Origin of the sequence: Wolbachia endosymbiont (group B) of Scrobipalpa ocellatella, from assembly GCF_964188425.1 — a bacterium.
GTDB lineage: Bacteria > Pseudomonadota > Alphaproteobacteria > Rickettsiales > Anaplasmataceae > Wolbachia.
This window is the reverse complement of sequence record NZ_OZ077190.1, coordinates 1,129,937-1,149,254: the sequence shown is the minus strand read 5'-3', so window position 1 is coordinate 1,149,254 and position 19,318 is coordinate 1,129,937. Positions and strand designations below refer to the sequence as shown.

Sequence of the window (19,318 nt, the reverse complement as noted above, 5' to 3'; positions counted from 1 at the left end):
TTTAAAATATGAAGCAGAGTTTTGTATGATTATTTGAACTTAAGTTTATGTATTGAAATAACATGTAAAACCACTTCGTGTAGGTGATATGTTATGTTTTATCTACATGTCAAGGATCCTTCTCTCAACTTAAAGATGTTGCTAATCAGCACATACAAATGTAATATTAATTAATATTTATAAATAAAGCAATTCCATGGAAAGTAACTACAACGCCGACGCAATAAAAATCCTAAGAGGTCTTGATGCTGTAAGAAAGCGTCCAGGTATGTATATTGGTGACACTGATGATGGATCAGGCTTGCACCATATGGTGTATGAGGTTGTTGATAATGCGATAGATGAGTCTTTAGCTGGTTATTGTAGTAAGATTGAAGTTAGCATAAATGAAGATGGTTCAGTTTCTGTAACCGACAACGGTCGTGGCATTCCAACAGACATTCATCCAGAGGAAGGAATATCGGCAGCAGAAGTAATAATGACCCAATTGCATGCAGGAGGTAAATTTGACAGCAATACCTATAAGGTTTCCGGAGGATTACATGGTGTTGGAATTTCAGTTGTGAATGCATTATCAAGTTGGCTGGAATTAACCATCTGGCGCAATAAAAAAGAACATTTTATGCGCTTTGAAGATGGTGAGTCTATTGAATCTTTAAAGATAATTAATGAAAACACAAATAAAAGAGGAACTAGAGTAACGTTTATGCCATCAACGGGGACTTTTAGTAGTATTGATTTTAGTTACTCCACTCTTGAGAGTCGCATCAGAGAATTGGCATTTTTAAACTCAAATATTGAGATAATTTTGCGTGATCTCCGTAATAAACCACATGTAGAGTCTCATTTTAACGATAGTAAAGAGTCTGAAGATAATTTTGGTACAGCTAATTTTGTACGGTACTTAGACAAGAATAAGACACATGTTACTAAAATTGCCAGCATTAGAGATAATGTAAAAGATCTAGGTACCAGTGTAGAAATATCAATGGAGTGGAATGATTCCTACTATGAGAATATGCTATGCTTCACAAATAATATAAGACAACGGGATGGTGGTACGCATTTGGCAGGGTTTAGATCTGCACTAACCAGATGTATCAATAACTATGCAAACAATGAAGGTTTTTTGAAGAAGGCAAAAGTGAATTTGACTGGAGAAGATGTTAGAGAAGGCTTAACTTGTGTTTTATCTCTCAAGATGCCTGATCCTAAATTTTCTTCACAGACAAAAGATAAATTGGTCAGTTCTGAAGCGCGGGCAGTTGTAGAGAGCATAGTTTTTGACAAGTTGAGTACAATACTTGAAACTGACCCCAAGTTAGCAGCAAGTATAGTAGAAAGAGCGATTAGGTCAGCAAAAGGAAGAGAAGCCGCAAGAAAAGCACGAGAGTTAGTTAAAAATAAAAACAATATTAATATTGCAACTCTACCGGGAAAGCTTGCCGATTGTCAGGAAAAAGTTCCTGAGTTATCGGAATTGTTTATAGTAGAGGGTAATTCCGCAGGTGGTACTGCAAAGCAGGGACGTAATCGTAAAACACAGGCGGTACTTGCTTTAAGAGGGAAAATTCTAAACGTAGAACGTGCAGGGCTGGATCGTATTTTTTCATCTGCAGAAATTGGCTCTCTGATCACGGCAATTGGGGCTGGAATAGGGAGTGAGCACTTCGATATTGAAAAAACTAGGTATCATAAAATTATCATTATGACAGACGCAGACGTTGATGGCTCGCATATAAGAACTTTGATTCTAACTTTCTTTTTTAGACATATGCGTGAAGTAATTGAGAAAGGGTATTTATACATAGCGCAGCCACCGCTCTATAAAGTTACAAAAAATGCTAAAGATACTTATATCAAAGATGATGAAACTTTTGAAGAGTATATAGTAAATTCAGCGATTAAAAGATTAACATTAAATGGTGTAGGCAAAGATTTGCGTTTCGTTTTGAATAAGTGCCTCAGTATTTCAAACATTAGCAAAAATTATGATAGGGAAATACCAAAAGATCTCTTAGAATCATTGCTAATTTTAAGCAAAAAGAATGCTCTATTGTCTGCTGATGAGATATTAAAATATTTAAAATTGATGTATAGTGAATATAATTGGGAAGTAGAAGTAAAAGATGAGGAAATTCACATTGCTAAATTGTTTCAAGGGTTAGCAGACAAATATGTATTCTCGCTTAGTATGCTTGAAAGTAAAGAAATACGGAATATATTGAGTTCTCTTGATAACATAATTGACTTATTTAATGGTGATTCATTTTTACAGTCGCAAGAAACTGAAATAAAAATAAAGTCTCCAAGTGCACTCGCAAAAATAGTGATGGATTATGGTAAAAAAGGTTTAACTCTGCAGAGATTTAAAGGCCTTGGTGAAATGAATGCTGATCAGCTTTGGGAAACTACACTCAATCCAGAAACTAGAACTCTGTTAAAAGTTGAAATAAAAGATTGTGAAGAAGCAGATAGTATATTTTCGGTGTTAATGGGTGATATAGTTGAACCACGTCGTGACTTTATAAATAACAATGCACTTAACGTGCATGATGTTGATATTTGATTTTAGAAACGCTAAACCCTTATGGCTTAGCATTGTGTGCCAAACCGGCTATTTAAAACGTACTACTAACCAATCCATTTCAGAAATCTGAATTGATCTCGGTTGTATTTCCGTTTTCGATCATAAATATATAGATTTTCTGCCCTATTGTTGTTATAATTAACACCTTGCTAAATTGAATATTAATGAATGAATTGAGAAGGCTCACTATTACAGAGATGCATGATGGACTAAGGCGGGGGGATTTTTCTGCTGTTGAGCTTGTAGAGACGCATGTTAATGCAGTTGAAAATGAGCAACTAAATGCATTTGTAACAAAAACCCCAGAAATCGCGATAAAAGCTGCTAAAATAGCAGATGAATACTTCTTGAAACAAAAAGATAATATTTCACCACTTATGGGCATACCAGTTGGTGTTAAAGATTTATTCTGTACAAAAGGAATAAAAACAACAGCATGCTCAAAAATGCTGGAAAATTTCATCCCTACTTATGAATCTACGGTATCTAACTTGCTTTTAAAAAATGGAGCAGCCATGCTTGGTAAACTTAACATGGATGAGTTTGCTATGGGTTCTGCGAACACAAACAGCTATTTTGGTCCTGTTAAAAATGTATGGATTAGAAAAAGTGACGGAGAAAAAGTTGTTCCTGGTGGATCATCTGGTGGATCTGCAGCATCAGTTGCTGGGTTTTTATGTGCTGGAGCACTAGGAAGTGATACTGGTGGTTCTGTACGCCAACCAGCAGCTTATTGTGGAGTTGTTGGAATAAAGCCAACTTATGGAAGGTGTTCGCGTTTTGGTATGATTGCGTTTGCAAGTTCTCTCGATCAAGCAGGAGTAATTACTCGTTCCGTTTCTGATTCAGCATTAATGCTTGAAATAATTTGTGGCTATGATGAAAAAGATTCAACATCGAGCAAAAGGACAGTGCCTAAATTTTCCAGTTTTATAAATGGTGATATTAAGGGTAAGCGCATTGGTATACCAAAAGAGTATAAGATGGATGGAATTTCAGAAGAAATCGTTCATCATTGGGAAAAAGTTTCTTCCAATTTAAAAGAAAATGGTGCTGAAGTTGTTGACATTACTCTGCCTCATACTAAATATGCGATACCGGTTTACTATCTAATTTGTTCTGCTGAAACTTCATCTAACCTTGCTCGCTATGATGGTGTACGTTACGGATTCAGGGTTGATGCTGATACCCTTGAAGAAATGTATTCGCTAACAAGAGCAGAAGGTTTTGGTAAAGAAGTGAAAAGGAGAATTTTAATTGGTTCTTATGCTCTTTCTTCAGGTCATTACAATGAGTATTATGAAAAAGCACAGTGCATTAGGGCATTAATCAGAAATGATTTTATAAAAGCGTTTGAAAAAATAGATTACATACTTGTGCCATCTGCTCCAACAGAGGCTTTTGGCTTAAATGAAAAGCCAGACCCGCTAATTATGTGCATCAATGATGTGTTTACCGTGCCGGCAAGCTTAGCAGGGTTACCTGCTATTTCTGTTCCTGTTGGACTTTCCAATGAAGGCTTACCACTTGCTTTACAAGTAATTGGAAATTATTACGATGAAGCTGGAATATTAAATATGGCAAGTGTGATAGAGCAAAATTGTGGCAGAATAGTTAATTCCCTTACGTAATATGTTTTCTTATAGTAACTATAGCATTATGATTATTTTGGCTATAGGAAACAAGAGCTTGATTTTTACAGCTAAATAACAGACCATCAAAGGCACACATAAATATCTACAATGAAAGAAAAAACTTTCACAATCATTGATGGTTATGGTTTTCTTTTCAGAGCTTATTACGTTTTGCATCATTTGACTACCACAGCTGGTATTCCAGTAGGTGCTGTGTACGGTTTTCTTAATATGGTTCTGAAGTATATTTCCCATTCGGACTACTTAACTATAGCACTTGATTCTGGCAAAAAAAATTTCAGGCACAGTTTATATTCTGAGTATAAAGCAAACAGAGTAACACCTCCTGAGGATCTAATTCCACAATTTACAATACTGAGAGAAGCGGTAGAAGCTTTTAACTTCAGCTATGAAGAGATTGAAGGCTATGAAGCAGATGACATAATTGCAACACTAGCTGCAAAATATGCCAACCACGAAGACTTTAAAGTAGTAGTAGTCTCATCAGATAAAGACTTATTTCAACTTTTGAATTACAACATTCTAATATTTGATCCTATCAAAAATATATACGTAGATGAAAAACAAGTGATAGAAAAATTTGGTGTAAATTCAAATAAGCTTCTTGATTTATTTTCTCTAACTGGAGATGCATCTGATAACATTCCAGGTGTTCCAGGAATAGGCCCAAAAACTGCAGCTAAATTGCTGGATAAATTTGATTCGTTGGATAACATTATAGAAAACATCAATAACATTGAGCAAACAAGAGTTCGTAATATTCTTACTGAGCATAAGGAAAAAGCACTAATTTCAAGAGAACTTTTGTCACTATGCAAAAAAGTAGATCTTCAACATGATATTGTAAAATATGAAGTCCATCCTCCAAATATGGAAAAATTGTTATCCTTTTTGAAGAAATATGAATTTAATTCATTGATAGGAAAAGTAGAAAAGCTCTTTTCTTATAGTGGATCTAGCACAAAAGAGAAAATAGAATATAGTAGTGAAGAATTAGAAAAATTTTTGGAGCATTGCAGATATGAAGGTAAAATTGCAATTCATTGCCACTTTGAAAACAATAGATTGAACAAAATCTCCTTATCTTGTAGTGAGGATAATATTTTCTACATAGATCAAAGCTGCCTACAAGATGCACTTACTATAATAAATTCAACTTTATTTTCAAATGGGGTGCTTAAAATAGTACATGATATTAGAAAGATCAGAGAAATATTTCCTACAATAGAGAGAGTGCTAGACTCAATTGATGACCTGATGATCATTTCATACAGCCTTGACACAGGTAAGCATGATCACAGCATTCCAAACATAATTGCACACAATTTAAGTAAAAATGTAGAAACTTTCTCGGCAAAAATTTTAATAGCGATCCATGAGAAACTGACACAAAGATTATTTCAGGAAAAACTTTTTACGATTTACGAGCGCTTTGATAGACCTCTCATGAAAGTAATATTTGATATGGAGCAAAATGGAATACTGCTCAATATTCAAAAACTACAGGAATTGTCTGATAAGTTTGAGCAGCTAATTGCTGTACTTGAAAACGATATACATAATTTAGCAGGAGAAAAATTCAACATTGCATCGCCAAAACAATTAAGTGATGTTTTGTTTAATAAAATGGAGCTAAGTAAAAAGAAAAAGTCAAAATCTGGGTCGTATAGCACTAATTATGAAGTTCTAGAGGCTCTTGAAGAAGAAGGGGTAGAAATTGCAAGTAAAATTTTAAATTGGCGACATTTAAGTAAATTAAAGGGTACCTACACTGATGCGCTAATAAAGCAAGTTGATCCTATTGATGGTAGAATACACACAAGTTTCTCAACAACTGTGACTGCAACTGGAAGGCTGAGCTCGAGCAACCCTAACTTGCAGAATATTCCTATCAGGAGCGAAGAAGGAAATTTCATCAGACAAGCATTTATTGCACCAAAAGGTTGCAAGATAATTTCTGCCGACTATTCACAAATAGAATTAAAACTCCTGGCACACGTTGCAAATGTTACCGCATTTAAAGAAGCTTTTGCAAACAGGCAAGATATTCATGATATCACTGCAAGACAAGTTTTTGGAGTGCAAGAAATAGATGAGCAATTAAGACGCAAAGCAAAAACCATTAATTTTGGCATTATATATGGCATTAGTCCATTTGGCCTTGCAAAGCGACTTGGCATTACCTTTCAAGAGGCTGCTGAATACATTAATTACTATTTTTCTTGTTACCCAGAAATAAAGGTCTATATGGAAAAAGCAGTATCTATCGCGAGAAATCATGGTTATGTAGAGACTTTGTTTGGTAGAAGATGTTTTGTAAGAGACATCAACAATAAAATTCCTTATCTAAGACAATTTGCAGAAAGGGCAGCAATAAATGCACCACTGCAGGGAACTGCCGCTGATATAATAAAACGCGCGATGATTCGGCTTTTTGATCAGTTAAAGTCAGGTAAAATAATCCTCCAGGTTCATGATGAATTACTTGTAGAAGTGGAAGAGAGCAGAGTGCAAGAAACAGCAAAACTTATGAAAGATATAATGGAAAATGCAGTAGAAATTTCTATACCACTTGAAGTAGAAATAAAAATTAGCGACAACTGGGGCTTTTCTTAATTATACCGTAGACCCTAAGAACCTGTCTTGAAAGGACTTAAGTAGTATCTGTTCAGATGCATGGCTAATGTGTAAATATTGAAGCAAAAGTAATGTCATCCCAGTGCTTGACACTGGTGCTCACAAGCAACCTAATCATAGATATTAAAAGCAACGCTTTCAATGAGACTACAAAAGGCTGGATTCCAGTGTCTGGGCACTGCCTTATTGTTGTAAATTCACTTTTACCTTATTTTGCCACACCCCTGAACGGATGCCTTGAGTGGTTAATTTCGCAAGTATAATAGTAGTCATATTAAAGAGTTCTTGAAGTAAGGAGAGCACGTTAAGCAAACAACGTTTACCTAAAATTCTGTGACATTAGCAGCTTTCTTGCACCGTTTTCAGTAAACAGTGATTTTTCTATATATTAGAAAAATTTTTATTTTAATTAGCGTTAAACAATAGGCGCCTATTGGTTTTTAGCTAAAGTAAGGGTCAAATATCTGGAATTCTGGACATAAAATCCCCCTGTGTAAAAAAAAGATTAGAAAAAAGTGCAGCGCACATACAACAGAGATTAAGCATATTTACATGCACTAAAGAAGATACGCTACGCTTTTTGATTAAAAATTTGACTGAAAAGTCTGCAGACAAAGATAGATTTTGAGCTCTTAAAATATCTCTAACTGTAATTATAATCAGATTTAAAATATATGGAAGCAATTTTTTACATTCCCTTATCATTTGTTACTTTTCTATTTCTTGCTTTATTCTTTTCTTTTTTCCCTTTCAAGACAGGTTCTAAGAAATTTGAATTAATGCGAAAAATATGCTATAATTATAGCATAGGTTAGTACAAATAGATCGTTATGACAGTTCCAAAAGCAAAAAATAAGCCTTTAGAGTCATCTACTCAGGTGACCGGGCAAAATGAGATGCTCTTCAAGAAGGAACATAAGGAAATTTACGATTACTTTGTAAAAGTATTAGAAGTTAAAGCCAAATTAAAGGAGAGCAAAGGAATAACTGATTATTTTATATTAGCTTATAAGAAGATACTACTAACTAATGTCAATCCGGAAAAAATAAGACCACTCAGTGAAGAGAATTTTTGTCAGTTTTTACTTTCTATATTTAAAGAAGTTAGAGAGAAAAAATTGGCTGGAGAGGAAGATAGTAAAGTAAAGCAAGTAGTAGAGGAATGCTTAGATGATGTACGTGGTACAGAAGCTAAAGATTTACTAATAAAACTTGTTGGGTTCCCATTGGGAATAAAAATAGACCCGAAAAATATTTCTGGCTCCTTTATGGATGGAGTGAAAGAAAAAATACCATTTTTAGGTGGAGATAAAAAAGAAGAGGATGAACCACTACTTAGTGATCAAGAGATGGTAACAAAGTGCTTACGTAAGGTTTTTCTTCCTATTCTTTTTTCCATTGCTTCAATATTAATTTTTGGTCCTACTACACTTGCGATAGTTGCTGCTGTTATTGGTACAATATTTGCTGTAAAGGGAGGAATTGAAGTTCTTTTTTCAAATAATAGGCCAGGTACTTTATATGACCCTAGCTCACCAGATAAAGATGATACAGAAAAGAGAGCAAAATTGAATGAAAAAATTCGCAAGGGTATTGATGATATTTTAAAAACCCCAATTGAAAGCTCTCTTGAAACAATTGCTGACGGGAGTAAAAAACAACCTACTCCGGAACAAGCTCCTCAGGTGGGAAATAAAGGGGGTGAGCAGCTTACTATGCTTGATGGAAAAATTACTATAGATCAGCCAGCCAAAAGCACAGAAAAGACAGCAGTCAAGTAAGACCTATTTGCCAAAGGTGAATTGTGTAATAGGTCTTTTATTGTTTTATAACACATACAACGGGAGTATGATCAGATGGGTTTTCTAGTTTACGCAACCTATCATCTATGTAACATATTTCCAATTTATCTGCAGCTTGTGGCGATAATAGCATATAATCTATTCGCATTCCTTGATTGTTTCTGAGTGAATTGCCTTTATAATTCCACCAAGTGAATTGTTGTAAGTTGAGGTGAGATATTCTAAATGCATCTTTAAAACCAAGATTCAAGATCGCTCTTAATTTCTCACGCTCTTTTATATGAAAGCACACTTGGCCATTTAATAAATTTGAATCAAAAACATCAATTTCATCCAGTGCAACATTATAATCGCCAGCTATAATAGTTAACTCTTCATTTTTCAACAAAGTGCCCATCCTTTCATATAGGTTATCAAAAAACTTGAGTTTATACTCAAAAGTATGAGAGTCTGGGCTTTGACCGTTTGGAACGTATACACTTCCTACCCTTATCTTATTATTGGTGTGTTTTATCACACACTCTATATAACGTGCTTCTTGATGACTCTCTACAACATCAATTTTTAATTTTTCCAGTATTGGATATTTAGATAAAACACAAACACCATTTCTTGCAACCTGTCCATAGACAGCATATTCATATCCTAACTTTTCTATCTCTGCATAAGGAAATTGCTCTTCTGTACATTTTATCTCTTGCAGCAAAACTATATCTATCTGACTATCAACTATAAAACTACAAAGTTGGTTAATTCTTTTACGTATGGAGTTTACATTCCAAGTTGCAATCTTTAGCATCAACAATCCTTATTAATTATATCAATTAAACTCTCCCCTGTGGGCAACCTCGATGTTATAATTTTTTTCCACTTGATTAACTTTAAACTATCAGCAATGTTTTTACTCATGGTATATGCAATTGTATTATTCATCACAGGAGATAGCCCACTTTTTAGAACTAATGAACAAAATACCCTTGCAGTTTGTGAGGAAAAAAAAGCAACGCTATCAATTTTACCGTCCAATAGTAAATTTTTACACCTATTAGTTAGACTCCTTTTAGTAATTGTTTTATAGAGTACAACTTCTCTTACGTTAAAACCTTCTTCAGATAATCTTTTTTTTAGGTCACATGATACTTCTTGTCCCCTTATATATAAGAACTTTATTGCATTTGAATAATGAGATTTTATGAATGATATCAGACCATCAACGTTGCTGTCTGCTGAGATTATATCGGAAAATCCCAAATTTTTTGCAGCCTGCATGGTTGAATTACCAACCGTAATAATTGGAAAGCCATACTCTTTACATATTTGACTGAAAGCCTTTACACTGTTTTTACTTGTAGATATCACAACATCAAATTCGTGCGCGGATATATCAGGATTTAAGTACTTTATTGTGAATACTGGCTCTATAAAAACTTTGTATCCATATTTTTTTAGCGTGCTTCTTGTGCTCAACGAATCTAATAAAGGCCTTGTCAATAAAATAGACTTCATTCTGGTTTATTTCACTAGCAGTAAAATAATATCCCTTATACACAAATTATTGAATAAAAACTTTTATTTTTTAAGTTTCTTACGTAACCTAGAAAAAAGGCAAGAGAAACTCCATAAATTGGCCCAGTGCTAGAAAACTGATCTTAAATAAGCGAATGTTTTTGATAAAATGAAAAAAAGATGTTACTCACTGAGTAACATCTTTTTTAAGAAGATAGATAGTTTTGTTTACTCTCTATATCTTCATTTTTGGAGCTTGATGCTCTACATCGACTTCAGCAGTTACTGTTGAAGAAGGTCCCACCAATTTGTCCAAAGAACCTGTCTTTCTTAAGTCAGCTTGGGTTTTTAACTTGCCATTTTTCTCAGTGAACATACCATGTTGCGGAGAAGAACTTGGTGAATTGAACCCACTATCAGAATTACGACGGTAACTGGCAAAGCTAGAAGTTGTAGCAGTACTGTCAGTGCTTAAAGAACCCGTTGAATTGCTTCTTGGCGGTTTCTCCGGAGCAACATAAAAACGGCTATTTCCTATCTCCGCAGATTGTATCTGATCCAACTCAGAATCTTGATATCTTATATAAGTAGCTTCCTCTGGCTTTTTGCCACCTTTTAGTGATGGTAACAACTTGCTCCAAAATGAAGTAGGTTCTTTTACTTCCTTATGCTCATTAGGATTTAATAATTCTGCTTTGCTGCTAACAGTACTTATAGAACTCGTTGAACTACTACCTGATAAGCTATTTTCCAGTGAATTCATAGAACTTGCTTTATGCCTTTTTGCTGACTTATTAAGCCTTTCTAAAGTATTAAAACGAGTATGCTCTTCCTTGCATTCTTTAATAACTTCCTTAATCTCATCATGATGTTCAGAAAAAATTTCATATAAGCTGCTATTATCTTTAGCTAACAAATGTTGCAACTTCTTAGCATCTAATTTATTGATAAAATCTATTTGCTGCTTCAATCGGTTGATCAACTGGTCCTTTTTGGCACTGTGTTGACCATCAACAGAATAAGCTTTCTCTAATATTTTTTCCCCCAGCTTAGAAAATATTTTCCTAGTTAAAGCAGAGCTATTCACACCTTTGTCTTCAAAAACTTCCTTGACAAACATTTCCTTTACACTATTAAAACTTCTCGTTTTTTCTTTTGTTTTCAAAATAACAGTTTGATCTTCATTACCTATTGAATATGCGATGCCATCTAAACTAGACACGCTTGCACCACTATCACTCATCTTCCTTCCAAGGTTTTGAATGTTATCCCCCATTTTTCTTAATGTAGAGCTAGCTCTCTCTTGTGTTGCCTGTTTTACAGAACTTGCAGTTTCTTTTACCGAATTCTTGGCATATACAGCACCATCTTTGATTTTTCCGCCAATATGCTTCGCTCCTTCAACTGTTTTTTCTGCTGACCATTTGAGCCCTTTATATCCAGATTGAACTGCTTTTACAGCAACTTTCGCAGCGAAAAATAGAGTAAGACCAACTATAGCACTTGGTATAGCAAGTGTTGCACCAACTGCCAAAAATGGTAACACTGCTGCAAATAATCCACTTGCTGTACCTACTACAAGGGCCTTATCTCCTTGCTTCATCTTGGAGAATTCTGTATCTCCTTTTAACAGATCCATAATTCTGTCTTTTAGCTTCTTGGGATCGTGAATGATATCTGAATTTAATGAAGAATCTTGAATCATTTTAAGATCATCTTGCTTAGTTTCAACAAAATTTGAAGAGTTTTTTTCACTAGGTGACATTTTTAACCTCACTATTAATTAAACATACTAATATTGTATATATCTGATTCTTAAGTTAGGGTTAATTCATCTAACAATGTCCACTTACTCTCAAATGATTTTGCTTGATGTGTTTTTTTGAAAGCACAGAAAATTAGTGATTATTGCAATATAATATCTCGTTTGGATTAGCTATAGTTGAAGCAAAACTCATCCTTTTGAAGGAGTAGATTTTTCCGTAGTCTTAGCAGGAACTGTGTTTGGATCTGATAGTTCTGTTCTGACATATTTGCCTTCTTTATCATATAAATCGCGAAAATCATTCATTTGCACATCAGTTTGAACTTCCACTGTATTAGTCTTTTTTTGATCTGTTGAAGATGATGCATTAACTTCTTTATCTTTAGTAGCTTTTTGTCTTAGTTGTGTATTTTCTTCTTGTAATTGCTTTGAATTTTTCTTTAACTCACCAATCTCTTTTGTTTTTTGCTTTAATTGTTCAGATATCATTAGTTTGTCCCTAGCCAAACTTTTATTTTCCTTTCCTAATTTACTAATTCTTTTGCTTGAAGATTTATCCGCAGCTTGTGTACCTTGGTCTTGTGTTTTAGGAACTGTAGTTTCGTGATTACTTGCCTCGATTCCTCTACTTTCATATTCAGCTTCAGTTGAAGTAGCTACTTTCGCATTTACTTCACTGAACTCATCCGCAAGTGATCTTCCGGGTTCAAGTTGTCGAATTTTCCTCTCTAAATCTTCATTTTTTCTTTGTAGTTCATTGAATTCTTGAGACAATTGTTTCATCTTTTTAGCCAATGTATTGTTTTTCCCTTTTTCTTCCGTCAATTCTTCTACCAACTGCTTTTCGTGATTATCTTGTGAACCTTCTACCAATATTTTCTTGAGATCATTTTCAAAATTTGTATTCTTTTTTTCTAGTGTACTTAACTTAGCTTCACTTTGCTTAAATTTTTCCTGTAGTTCCTCATTTATTCTATTTGTTGACTGAATCTCACTTTCTTTATCGTTCAATTGACTCATTAAATGTGTTATTTTAACATTTTTATCTTTTTGACTTTGTTCTAGTACGGTTACTTTTCGTTCTAATTGCTTAATGTCTTGATCTTTTTTAGCTAACTCTTTTTCCTTTCTTTTCAATTCATCTTTAAGTCTTGTGACTTCTTTTGCCAAATCTTGCTTTTCCTCAGTTAATTTACTTAGTTCCTCATCAACTTCTTGTATTATCTTTGTATTATGGCTTTTTAACTCTGCATTTTCCTTCTTGAGATATGTATTTTCTTTCTCTAATTCCGCTACTCTATCTTCTAATCCTTTCCCTCCTTGTTTATGCTCTTCTTCATCATTAAACGTATCACTTTCAAATACTTCATCTCCATCACTAACCTCACTACTAATAGACAAAGAACTTCTGCGTGAAGAAGGTGTATTAAGAGAAGAATATCCACTGCTACTTGGTGTAGCTGACTGTGGTGAATCTTTTGTAAATGTTTCATCTGCTGGTGTTTGCTGCTCGTTCACACTTTTGACCATGTCAGTGAAAGTTTGATATAGAGTTTTGCCATTGATAAAAACTTCTTTATTCTGCTCAACTAATTTTAATACCTCTTCTGGGTCAGTTATTTCTCCAAATTTTGGTTCATCAATCACTCTTTTTATGCCCTTAGAATTTACTTCTACAGTCATGCTACAATCTATGCTATTGCCTTTAGAATCCTTAGCTTGCCAGTTAATGGTCATCTCACATGAGCTTGAACCAGTAAAATCATAGTGCCTTTCGCTGCCTTTTTTGGTTGCAGTTATTTGACTATCTTTCCCTAAAGATAGGTTATAAACCTTGCCTTCGTCACTGGCTCTTAAAAGGGTGCTAATCTCTATTGGTTTTTCTTTATTTTCAAATCTAATTTTAAATTCATTATCTTGTGTTGTATATACTAAGAAATTTTCACTTGGTAGAGATTCTGCGAATTTTTTATGTGTTGCATTTATTGATTGCTCAAACTTTTGAAACTCCTCTTTCCACTTTGAACTTACCTGTTCTTTAATGTTCTCATCTTTGTGTAAAGGACCAATAAAGTACCAGATTAAATTTTCTTCTTCTAGTTTTCTGATAAAATCCTGAAAATTTTTGCAAGATTTAATGAAACTTAAAATATCATTTTTCTTTTGCTCATCTACATCTAAACCTTGATTTTCAGCTATAAATAAGTTTTCTTTTAGCATAATTTCTATTTTTAGAGAACTATATTATAATATTAGCATATTTTCTTAAAAAATCAACTAATCTTATAGTTAAATAAACTTGAGTATTTGGCGGGAATGTTATATATTAACCACTCCAAGAAGTGCAGTATGGACAATACTATTATAAGAAAATACGATATTAGAGGTGTGGTAGGCAGAGACCTGCAAATCAGTGATGGGTATGAAATAGGTAGAAAATTCGGTCAAACTGCAGCTAACGTTTGTGTAGGCTATGACAGCAGGATAGATTCACCAAGCATAGAAAAAGAATTAATCAGAGGCTTGATTTTATCCGGTGCGAATGTTATACGCGTTGGGCTCTGTTCTTCACCTATGCTCTACGCTGCAACAATGCAGGCAGATCTTGGGATTATGATCACTGCTTCTCATAATCCCAGGGAATATAACGGCTTTAAATTTTTCAGTAGTAAAAAAGTTTACTCAGATCAAGAAATGAAGGAAATTATAGGCAATACAATTAAAAACAGCACGAAAATTGGAAGCTTAATTAACACGAATATATATAGTGAGTACGTTAACATATTAAAAAATGCGCTCAAGAATAACGCTACACAAAAACTAAAAATAGCTTGGGATTTTGGCAATAGCCCAACAATTGTAAGGTATATTGAAAAGATTTTACCAGATCATATACACATCGTAACCAATAGCTTTATAGATGGAACGTTTCCACTGCATGACCCAGATCCCATAGAAGAGAAAAATCTTGCTCAGTTAATAGATATTGTCAAGAAAGATAAATGTGATCTTGGTATTGCACTTGATGGTGATGGTGATAGGGTACGCTTGATTGATAATAAAGGTAATGTTGTTTCCAATGATCACTTGTTTATGATTTTTTCACGTGAAGTATTGGCGGAACACCCAAAAAGCAAGGTTATTGCCAACGTAAAAATGAGTATGAAAGTGCATGATTTCGTTAGCAAATTAGGAGGGCAAATAATTACCTGTGCCACTGGACACTCACTAGTTAAGAAAAAGATGGTAGAAGAAGGGGCCAAGTTTGCCGGTGAACTGAGTGGACATTTTTTCTTTTCTGAGCTAGGTTTTGATGATGGACTATATTCTGCTATTAAAGCCATTGACATTTTACTTAAGAAAAACCAAAGCCTATCTGAGATGATTAAAGATTTACCAAAGTTATATATCACTCATGAAGTGAAAATTGTAGTGAAGGATGAGAAAAAATTTCAAATAATTGAATCAATAAAGGAGACACTAAAGCAGCAAAACATTGTATTTTCAGAGCTTGATGGAATTAAGGTAACTGATGATAAAGGTTGGTGGCTTCTTAGAGTATCAAATACGCAAAACTGCATAACAGCAAGATGTGAAGGAAATACCTTAGAAGATTTTGAATTCACTAAAAAAGTTTTGTTGTATTACATTGATGAACTAAAATTATACATTTAAATTTTTTTGATGATTTACTTATTCGTCAATGTTTGCAGTTTTGTTTGATTAGTAATAGGAATTGGTAACCTATGGCGCACTGCTGTGGATAATAGCTGTCTAGGCTAGTTTAGCTATAGAAAATCAACACTCACTTTTCTTTATTGTTTTGAGGTTTTTCTTGATCAACCATTTCCTCACCAATCTCTTTTATTTTTAGTATCAATGACTCTGGTACATACATGTTAATTACTTCTTCTGTTGTCACAAATAAAGCCTGATAAGAGTGTGAATTTATTATCCAATTGGGCAATATGTCTTCTGCGTCTATTTTAGACTCTCCCTCTTTTTTATCATATACTGTGTGGCAATATAAGTGCACAGCAAAAAATAGTACATAAGAAAGCAATATTCCTCTGAGTGCTCCGACAAAGATTCCAGTAACTCTATCCATTAATCCCAACCTTATAGGTGATAATATGTACATTAGCCAGTTATTCATTGTCATGAATGTAAGATTAAGTATAATAAATACAGAGATTGTAGAAAGTATGTTTTGTGTAACTTTAGAGTTAAAATACTTACTATAATTTATAATAAAAAAATCATAGTAACTAGCTGTCAAAAAGACTGATAAGAGCAAGAACATTAATGCACATAGCTCTTTTATAAAACCTCTAGTTATCGATATTATTACACACAAGACAATAATAAAGATAATTAGGCTATCGAAAAACATATTTTGTATCTATATGATTTTCAAGATATAATAGTTGTAAATAACAAAGTTGTAAAATTAATTGTATTGATATTTTATCAGCTGGTCTAAGTACCGGGCAATCATATCAACTTCTAAATTTAGGTAATTACCTGTTTTATTATGCTGAAAAGTTGTGTTTTTCCATGTATAGGGAATTATATTCACAGTGAATTCTTGATCGACAACTGAATTTACTGTAAGGGAAACTCCATCTAGCGTTACAGAACCTTTTTTTGTAATAAATTTAATTAATTCTTGTGGGCATGATAGTCTGATTTCATGAGATTCTAAATTTTGATTTATTGTTAAAATTTCTGTTGTGTCATCCACATGACCCTGAACCAAGTGGCCGTCAATTCTGTCACTCAGTTTCATTGCTTGTTCTAGGTTTATTTTTTTTCCTATTTTCCACATATTTAAGTTAGAAACCTTCATAGTTTCTTGAGATACTTGAACTGTGAATACATTGCTCATTATGTCGACAACAGTTAAACACACTCCGGAGCAGGATATTGAATCTCCTTTGTTTATAGAGGATAAATTTTGTGTCTCAATATGGAAGATTTGATCAGAGTTAGGGTGGATAGTGATATCAGTTATAGTGCCAATATCTTGGATAATTCCTTTAAACATGCAATAAAATAAATAATTATATCACAAAAGATCTTATTTGTTAGATGTGCAAAGGAAGATCTTTTTCACTTATCTGCTCAATAGATTCTACAGAATATTCAGAATATAGAAAGTAAGCCAGGTTCAAAACGCACAGTGTAATTAATATCGGTAACCCTATGTTTAATGTTAGACCGATACTTTTCCTTTTTTCTGTTGGCACCAATTCCTTTAAAATTGACACTTTTCCCAGCGGCAAGTGCCATAGCCAGAGTGCTGATATAGAAGCTGCTACTAAAAATAGACAAAGATAAGTCTCTTTCGAGGAAAATACAGTTTTTAATGGTGATTTGAGCCCAATATTAGTAGGCAATCGAGTTTTAGCTTCATTTGTTTTTGGTAAATGTTCTACAGCTTTGCTTGGCAAAATTTCATGAGAAATATTTCGAGGCTGTGGAGAAGATTGTATAGGAATGCCCGAAACTAATTTGAGCAATTGCACTGTTTTTCTATATACTTGCTTTTGTAAGTATTCTTTACCTAGAAGTGAGTTATTAGGAGGTTGTGGCCTTTTGAGTACCTCTAGCACTTCTGATATCTCATCTGATTCTAATACTTCATGTAATTGTTTATCTTGAAAGTAAACAATATTAAATATTAAGTTGAAAATATTGTGAAATGTCTCTGGGTCTTGATTTTTATATCCATTCATCACTTCAATAAATATTTCATCGAGTTTTTTTTCTCTACGCTCAATCTGGTTATCTATCATAGCTACTCTAGCATCATTTTGAGCTTGTTTTACGATAGATTGTTTTTCTTCTTCTGATAGTTCTTGAGCTTGCTTTTTTGACTTCTTTTTTCTGTTAGTTTTAAAATAATCTGTGTGCGACCTAGCTTGACCTATATCCCGCTCTGTTTCTTGAGGTACTAGATTTCCTATACTACCACCCTCTGTTATCCGAGTGGCTGACACTGGTTCTTTCTCTTCTTGGTCAAGTGCTGGAATAACACCAGGTGGCATATTGTTACTCTGTATAGAAAATTTGGGCAGTTGTGGGAAAAAGAATTGTGCCGTATTAAAAAAATTGAATGGCTGAAAAAGAGACCTAAACCAGGAAATATTTTCATGCATTGTAGCAACAATTACTGGTGCACGTGTAATTTGCTTTCTGTTACTTGCTATATTGTAGCCAAACGAACCTTGCACAATTTGTTTATCTTGCGTGTTTCTTTTTTCAATCACATTTTCGTTTTTATTTTCAGTTTCTTCTATTTGTAATGTATCTTGACTTTGCTCCTCACTTTTGGCTTTTTCTACATGTTTTAGCTGCTTATTCAAGAATATCTCGATTTGTTGCAAGCTATTGAGGTTGATGTTTTTAACGTTTGTTTGTAGCGTTATCGTTATGCCCTGCATGAGGATTTGAATTGGAGCATTATTTATGAATTCTTCTACAGTTTTATTAGCTTTATGGTAGTTATTATATAATTCTTCACTTTCTTTTGCTACTTTTATATTGGCTGTGAAGTTTTTCTCCTGAGAAAGGCTGGTTTCAAAAAAGTCAATCAAATGTTTTATTTGAGGTAATATTGTATTAGGGTTTACCTCTGTCAGTAGCTTGAGCTTAAATGAAAACTCTTGCGTATCACTTGTAATATTTTTTGAGCGAATGGTGCTAATCTCCAGCACTTCATTAGAAAATGCTTTACTTATTTCTTTAGATCTATCCTTAAAAAACTTAGGTAAACCCTCAATTTCGTATTTTTTCTTAGTTTCTATGTTACTACTATGCATGAGTAAATTTTTTAATGTAGAGTGAAATAAAAAACATAATTAGTCAATAAATTAATAATTATAGCACTCTTACATAATAGTAGCGTGTTGGATTCAATAAGAGCAGAAAAAGTTACTTTACAAATCTCATCAATCTTCTTATCATGACAATAAGAGTGTTTATCCTTGTTTTTAATCTCTGCAGATTTAACAACAAAATTCAGTAAAAAACTCAGGTATATATTGGCAGATTACATAAAATTATAGCGGCTGCATGTCTTTTTTATTTTTTCTACATTCAGCCAAAACGCGCTTTAAATAAGCGTTAGCACATTATTACAATGCCGATTTACATTATTATAGGGTCAAAACTCACTACTGGGGGATTCTTTTGCCTTTTTTTTGCTTGGTAAATTTCTTAATATTTTGGATTAGTTAGGAGTCCTATAGAGATGTCATTTCAGTGCTTCTTATTACCTGTTATGGATCCCAGTGTCAGCTACTTGGATGACAAGAAGGGAGAGTACTCGCATGACAACTTTTTATCCAAATAGTTTTAT

General features: G+C 33.6%; 12 protein-coding genes. 5 read left to right on the top strand and 7 right to left on the bottom strand.

Annotation, left to right across the window (positions count from 1 at the left end):
- The first annotated feature begins 196 nt into the window (after positions 1-196).
- The 4 genes from gyrB (at position 197) to AB3210_RS05395 (ending at position 8,663) form a co-directional block, all read left to right on the top strand.
- Complete coding sequence (gene gyrB / locus AB3210_RS05410; RefSeq protein WP_052264704.1) at positions 197-2,569, top strand: DNA topoisomerase (ATP-hydrolyzing) subunit B; 2,373 nt, start codon at positions 197-199, stop codon at positions 2,567-2,569.
- Positions 2,570-2,754: 185 nt separating this feature from the next.
- Positions 2,755-4,221: an Asp-tRNA(Asn)/Glu-tRNA(Gln) amidotransferase subunit GatA gene (gatA, locus tag AB3210_RS05405; protein ID WP_052264705.1), complete on the top strand. Its 1,467-nt coding sequence runs from the start codon at positions 2,755-2,757 to the stop codon at positions 4,219-4,221.
- 111 nt (positions 4,222-4,332) lie between these two features.
- A complete protein-coding gene (polA, locus tag AB3210_RS05400; protein WP_096097184.1) occupies positions 4,333-6,861 on the top strand; it encodes a DNA polymerase I in 2,529 nt (842 codons plus the stop codon).
- A gap of 851 nt (positions 6,862-7,712) precedes the next feature.
- Positions 7,713-8,663: a hypothetical protein gene (locus tag AB3210_RS05395; RefSeq protein WP_007302496.1), complete on the top strand. Its 951-nt coding sequence runs from the start codon at positions 7,713-7,715 to the stop codon at positions 8,661-8,663.
- A 37-nt stretch (positions 8,664-8,700) separates the two neighbouring features.
- Here AB3210_RS05395 and AB3210_RS05390 read toward each other — a convergent pair whose 3' ends face one another.
- From AB3210_RS05390 to AB3210_RS05375, 4 genes are all read right to left on the bottom strand, one after another.
- The gene (locus tag AB3210_RS05390) at positions 8,701-9,483 is read right to left on the bottom strand and encodes an exodeoxyribonuclease III (protein ID WP_052264855.1); all 783 of its coding nucleotides are present in this window, start codon (positions 9,481-9,483) and stop codon (positions 8,701-8,703) included.
- On the bottom strand, positions 9,483-10,190 hold the full coding sequence (locus tag AB3210_RS05385) for a uroporphyrinogen-III synthase (protein ID WP_052264854.1): 708 nt from the start codon (positions 10,188-10,190) through the stop codon (positions 9,483-9,485). Before AB3210_RS05385 ends, AB3210_RS05390 begins: the two co-directional genes overlap by 1 nt.
- Before the next feature lie 235 nt (positions 10,191-10,425).
- The gene (locus AB3210_RS05380) at positions 10,426-11,955 is read right to left on the bottom strand and encodes a hypothetical protein (RefSeq protein WP_052264853.1); all 1,530 of its coding nucleotides are present in this window, start codon (positions 11,953-11,955) and stop codon (positions 10,426-10,428) included.
- Between the two features lie 189 nt (positions 11,956-12,144).
- The gene (locus AB3210_RS05375; RefSeq protein ID WP_096097186.1) at positions 12,145-14,175 is read right to left on the bottom strand and encodes a hypothetical protein; all 2,031 of its coding nucleotides are present in this window, start codon (positions 14,173-14,175) and stop codon (positions 12,145-12,147) included.
- A gap of 129 nt (positions 14,176-14,304) precedes the next feature.
- On the opposite strand from AB3210_RS05375, the gene AB3210_RS05370 reads away from it, so the two are divergent.
- Complete coding sequence (locus tag AB3210_RS05370) at positions 14,305-15,630, top strand: phosphomannomutase/phosphoglucomutase (RefSeq protein ID WP_010407162.1); 1,326 nt, start codon at positions 14,305-14,307, stop codon at positions 15,628-15,630.
- 130 nt (positions 15,631-15,760) lie between these two features.
- Here the strand turns inward: AB3210_RS05370 and AB3210_RS05365 are convergent, their stop codons facing one another.
- From AB3210_RS05365 to AB3210_RS05355, 3 genes are read right to left on the bottom strand one after another with little or no spacing between them, the layout of a single operon-like run.
- A complete protein-coding gene (locus AB3210_RS05365) occupies positions 15,761-16,348 on the bottom strand; it encodes a CvpA family protein (RefSeq protein WP_007302502.1) in 588 nt (195 codons plus the stop codon).
- A 57-nt stretch (positions 16,349-16,405) separates the two neighbouring features.
- Positions 16,406-17,002 (bottom strand): riboflavin synthase, encoded by a 597-nt coding sequence (locus AB3210_RS05360; RefSeq protein ID WP_007302503.1) that lies wholly within the window; start codon positions 17,000-17,002, stop codon positions 16,406-16,408.
- Positions 17,003-17,042: 40 nt separating this feature from the next.
- On the bottom strand, positions 17,043-18,779 hold the full coding sequence (locus tag AB3210_RS05355) for a hypothetical protein (RefSeq protein WP_052264907.1): 1,737 nt from the start codon (positions 18,777-18,779) through the stop codon (positions 17,043-17,045).
- Positions 18,780-19,318: the final 539 nt, after the last annotated feature.

Coding starts and splice junctions, on each gene's coding strand:
- AB3210_RS05370 (WP_010407162.1), top strand. CDS start 14,305: ATGGACAATACTATTATAAGAAAATACGATATTAGAGGTGTGGTAGGC.
- AB3210_RS05385 (WP_052264854.1), bottom strand. CDS start 10,190: ATGAAGTCTATTTTATTGACAAGGCCTTTATTAGATTCGTTGAGCACA.
- gyrB (WP_052264704.1), top strand. CDS start 197: ATGGAAAGTAACTACAACGCCGACGCAATAAAAATCCTAAGAGGTCTT.
- AB3210_RS05380 (WP_052264853.1), bottom strand. CDS start 11,955: ATGTCACCTAGTGAAAAAAACTCTTCAAATTTTGTTGAAACTAAGCAA.
- AB3210_RS05390 (WP_052264855.1), bottom strand. CDS start 9,483: ATGCTAAAGATTGCAACTTGGAATGTAAACTCCATACGTAAAAGAATT.
- AB3210_RS05395 (WP_007302496.1), top strand. CDS start 7,713: ATGACAGTTCCAAAAGCAAAAAATAAGCCTTTAGAGTCATCTACTCAG.
- AB3210_RS05375 (WP_096097186.1), bottom strand. CDS start 14,175: ATGCTAAAAGAAAACTTATTTATAGCTGAAAATCAAGGTTTAGATGTA.
- gatA (WP_052264705.1), top strand. CDS start 2,755: ATGAATGAATTGAGAAGGCTCACTATTACAGAGATGCATGATGGACTA.
- AB3210_RS05360 (WP_007302503.1), bottom strand. CDS start 17,002: ATGTTTAAAGGAATTATCCAAGATATTGGCACTATAACTGATATCACT.
- polA (WP_096097184.1), top strand. CDS start 4,333: ATGAAAGAAAAAACTTTCACAATCATTGATGGTTATGGTTTTCTTTTC.
- AB3210_RS05355 (WP_052264907.1), bottom strand. CDS start 18,779: ATGCATAGTAGTAACATAGAAACTAAGAAAAAATACGAAATTGAGGGT.
- AB3210_RS05365 (WP_007302502.1), bottom strand. CDS start 16,348: ATGTTTTTCGATAGCCTAATTATCTTTATTATTGTCTTGTGTGTAATA.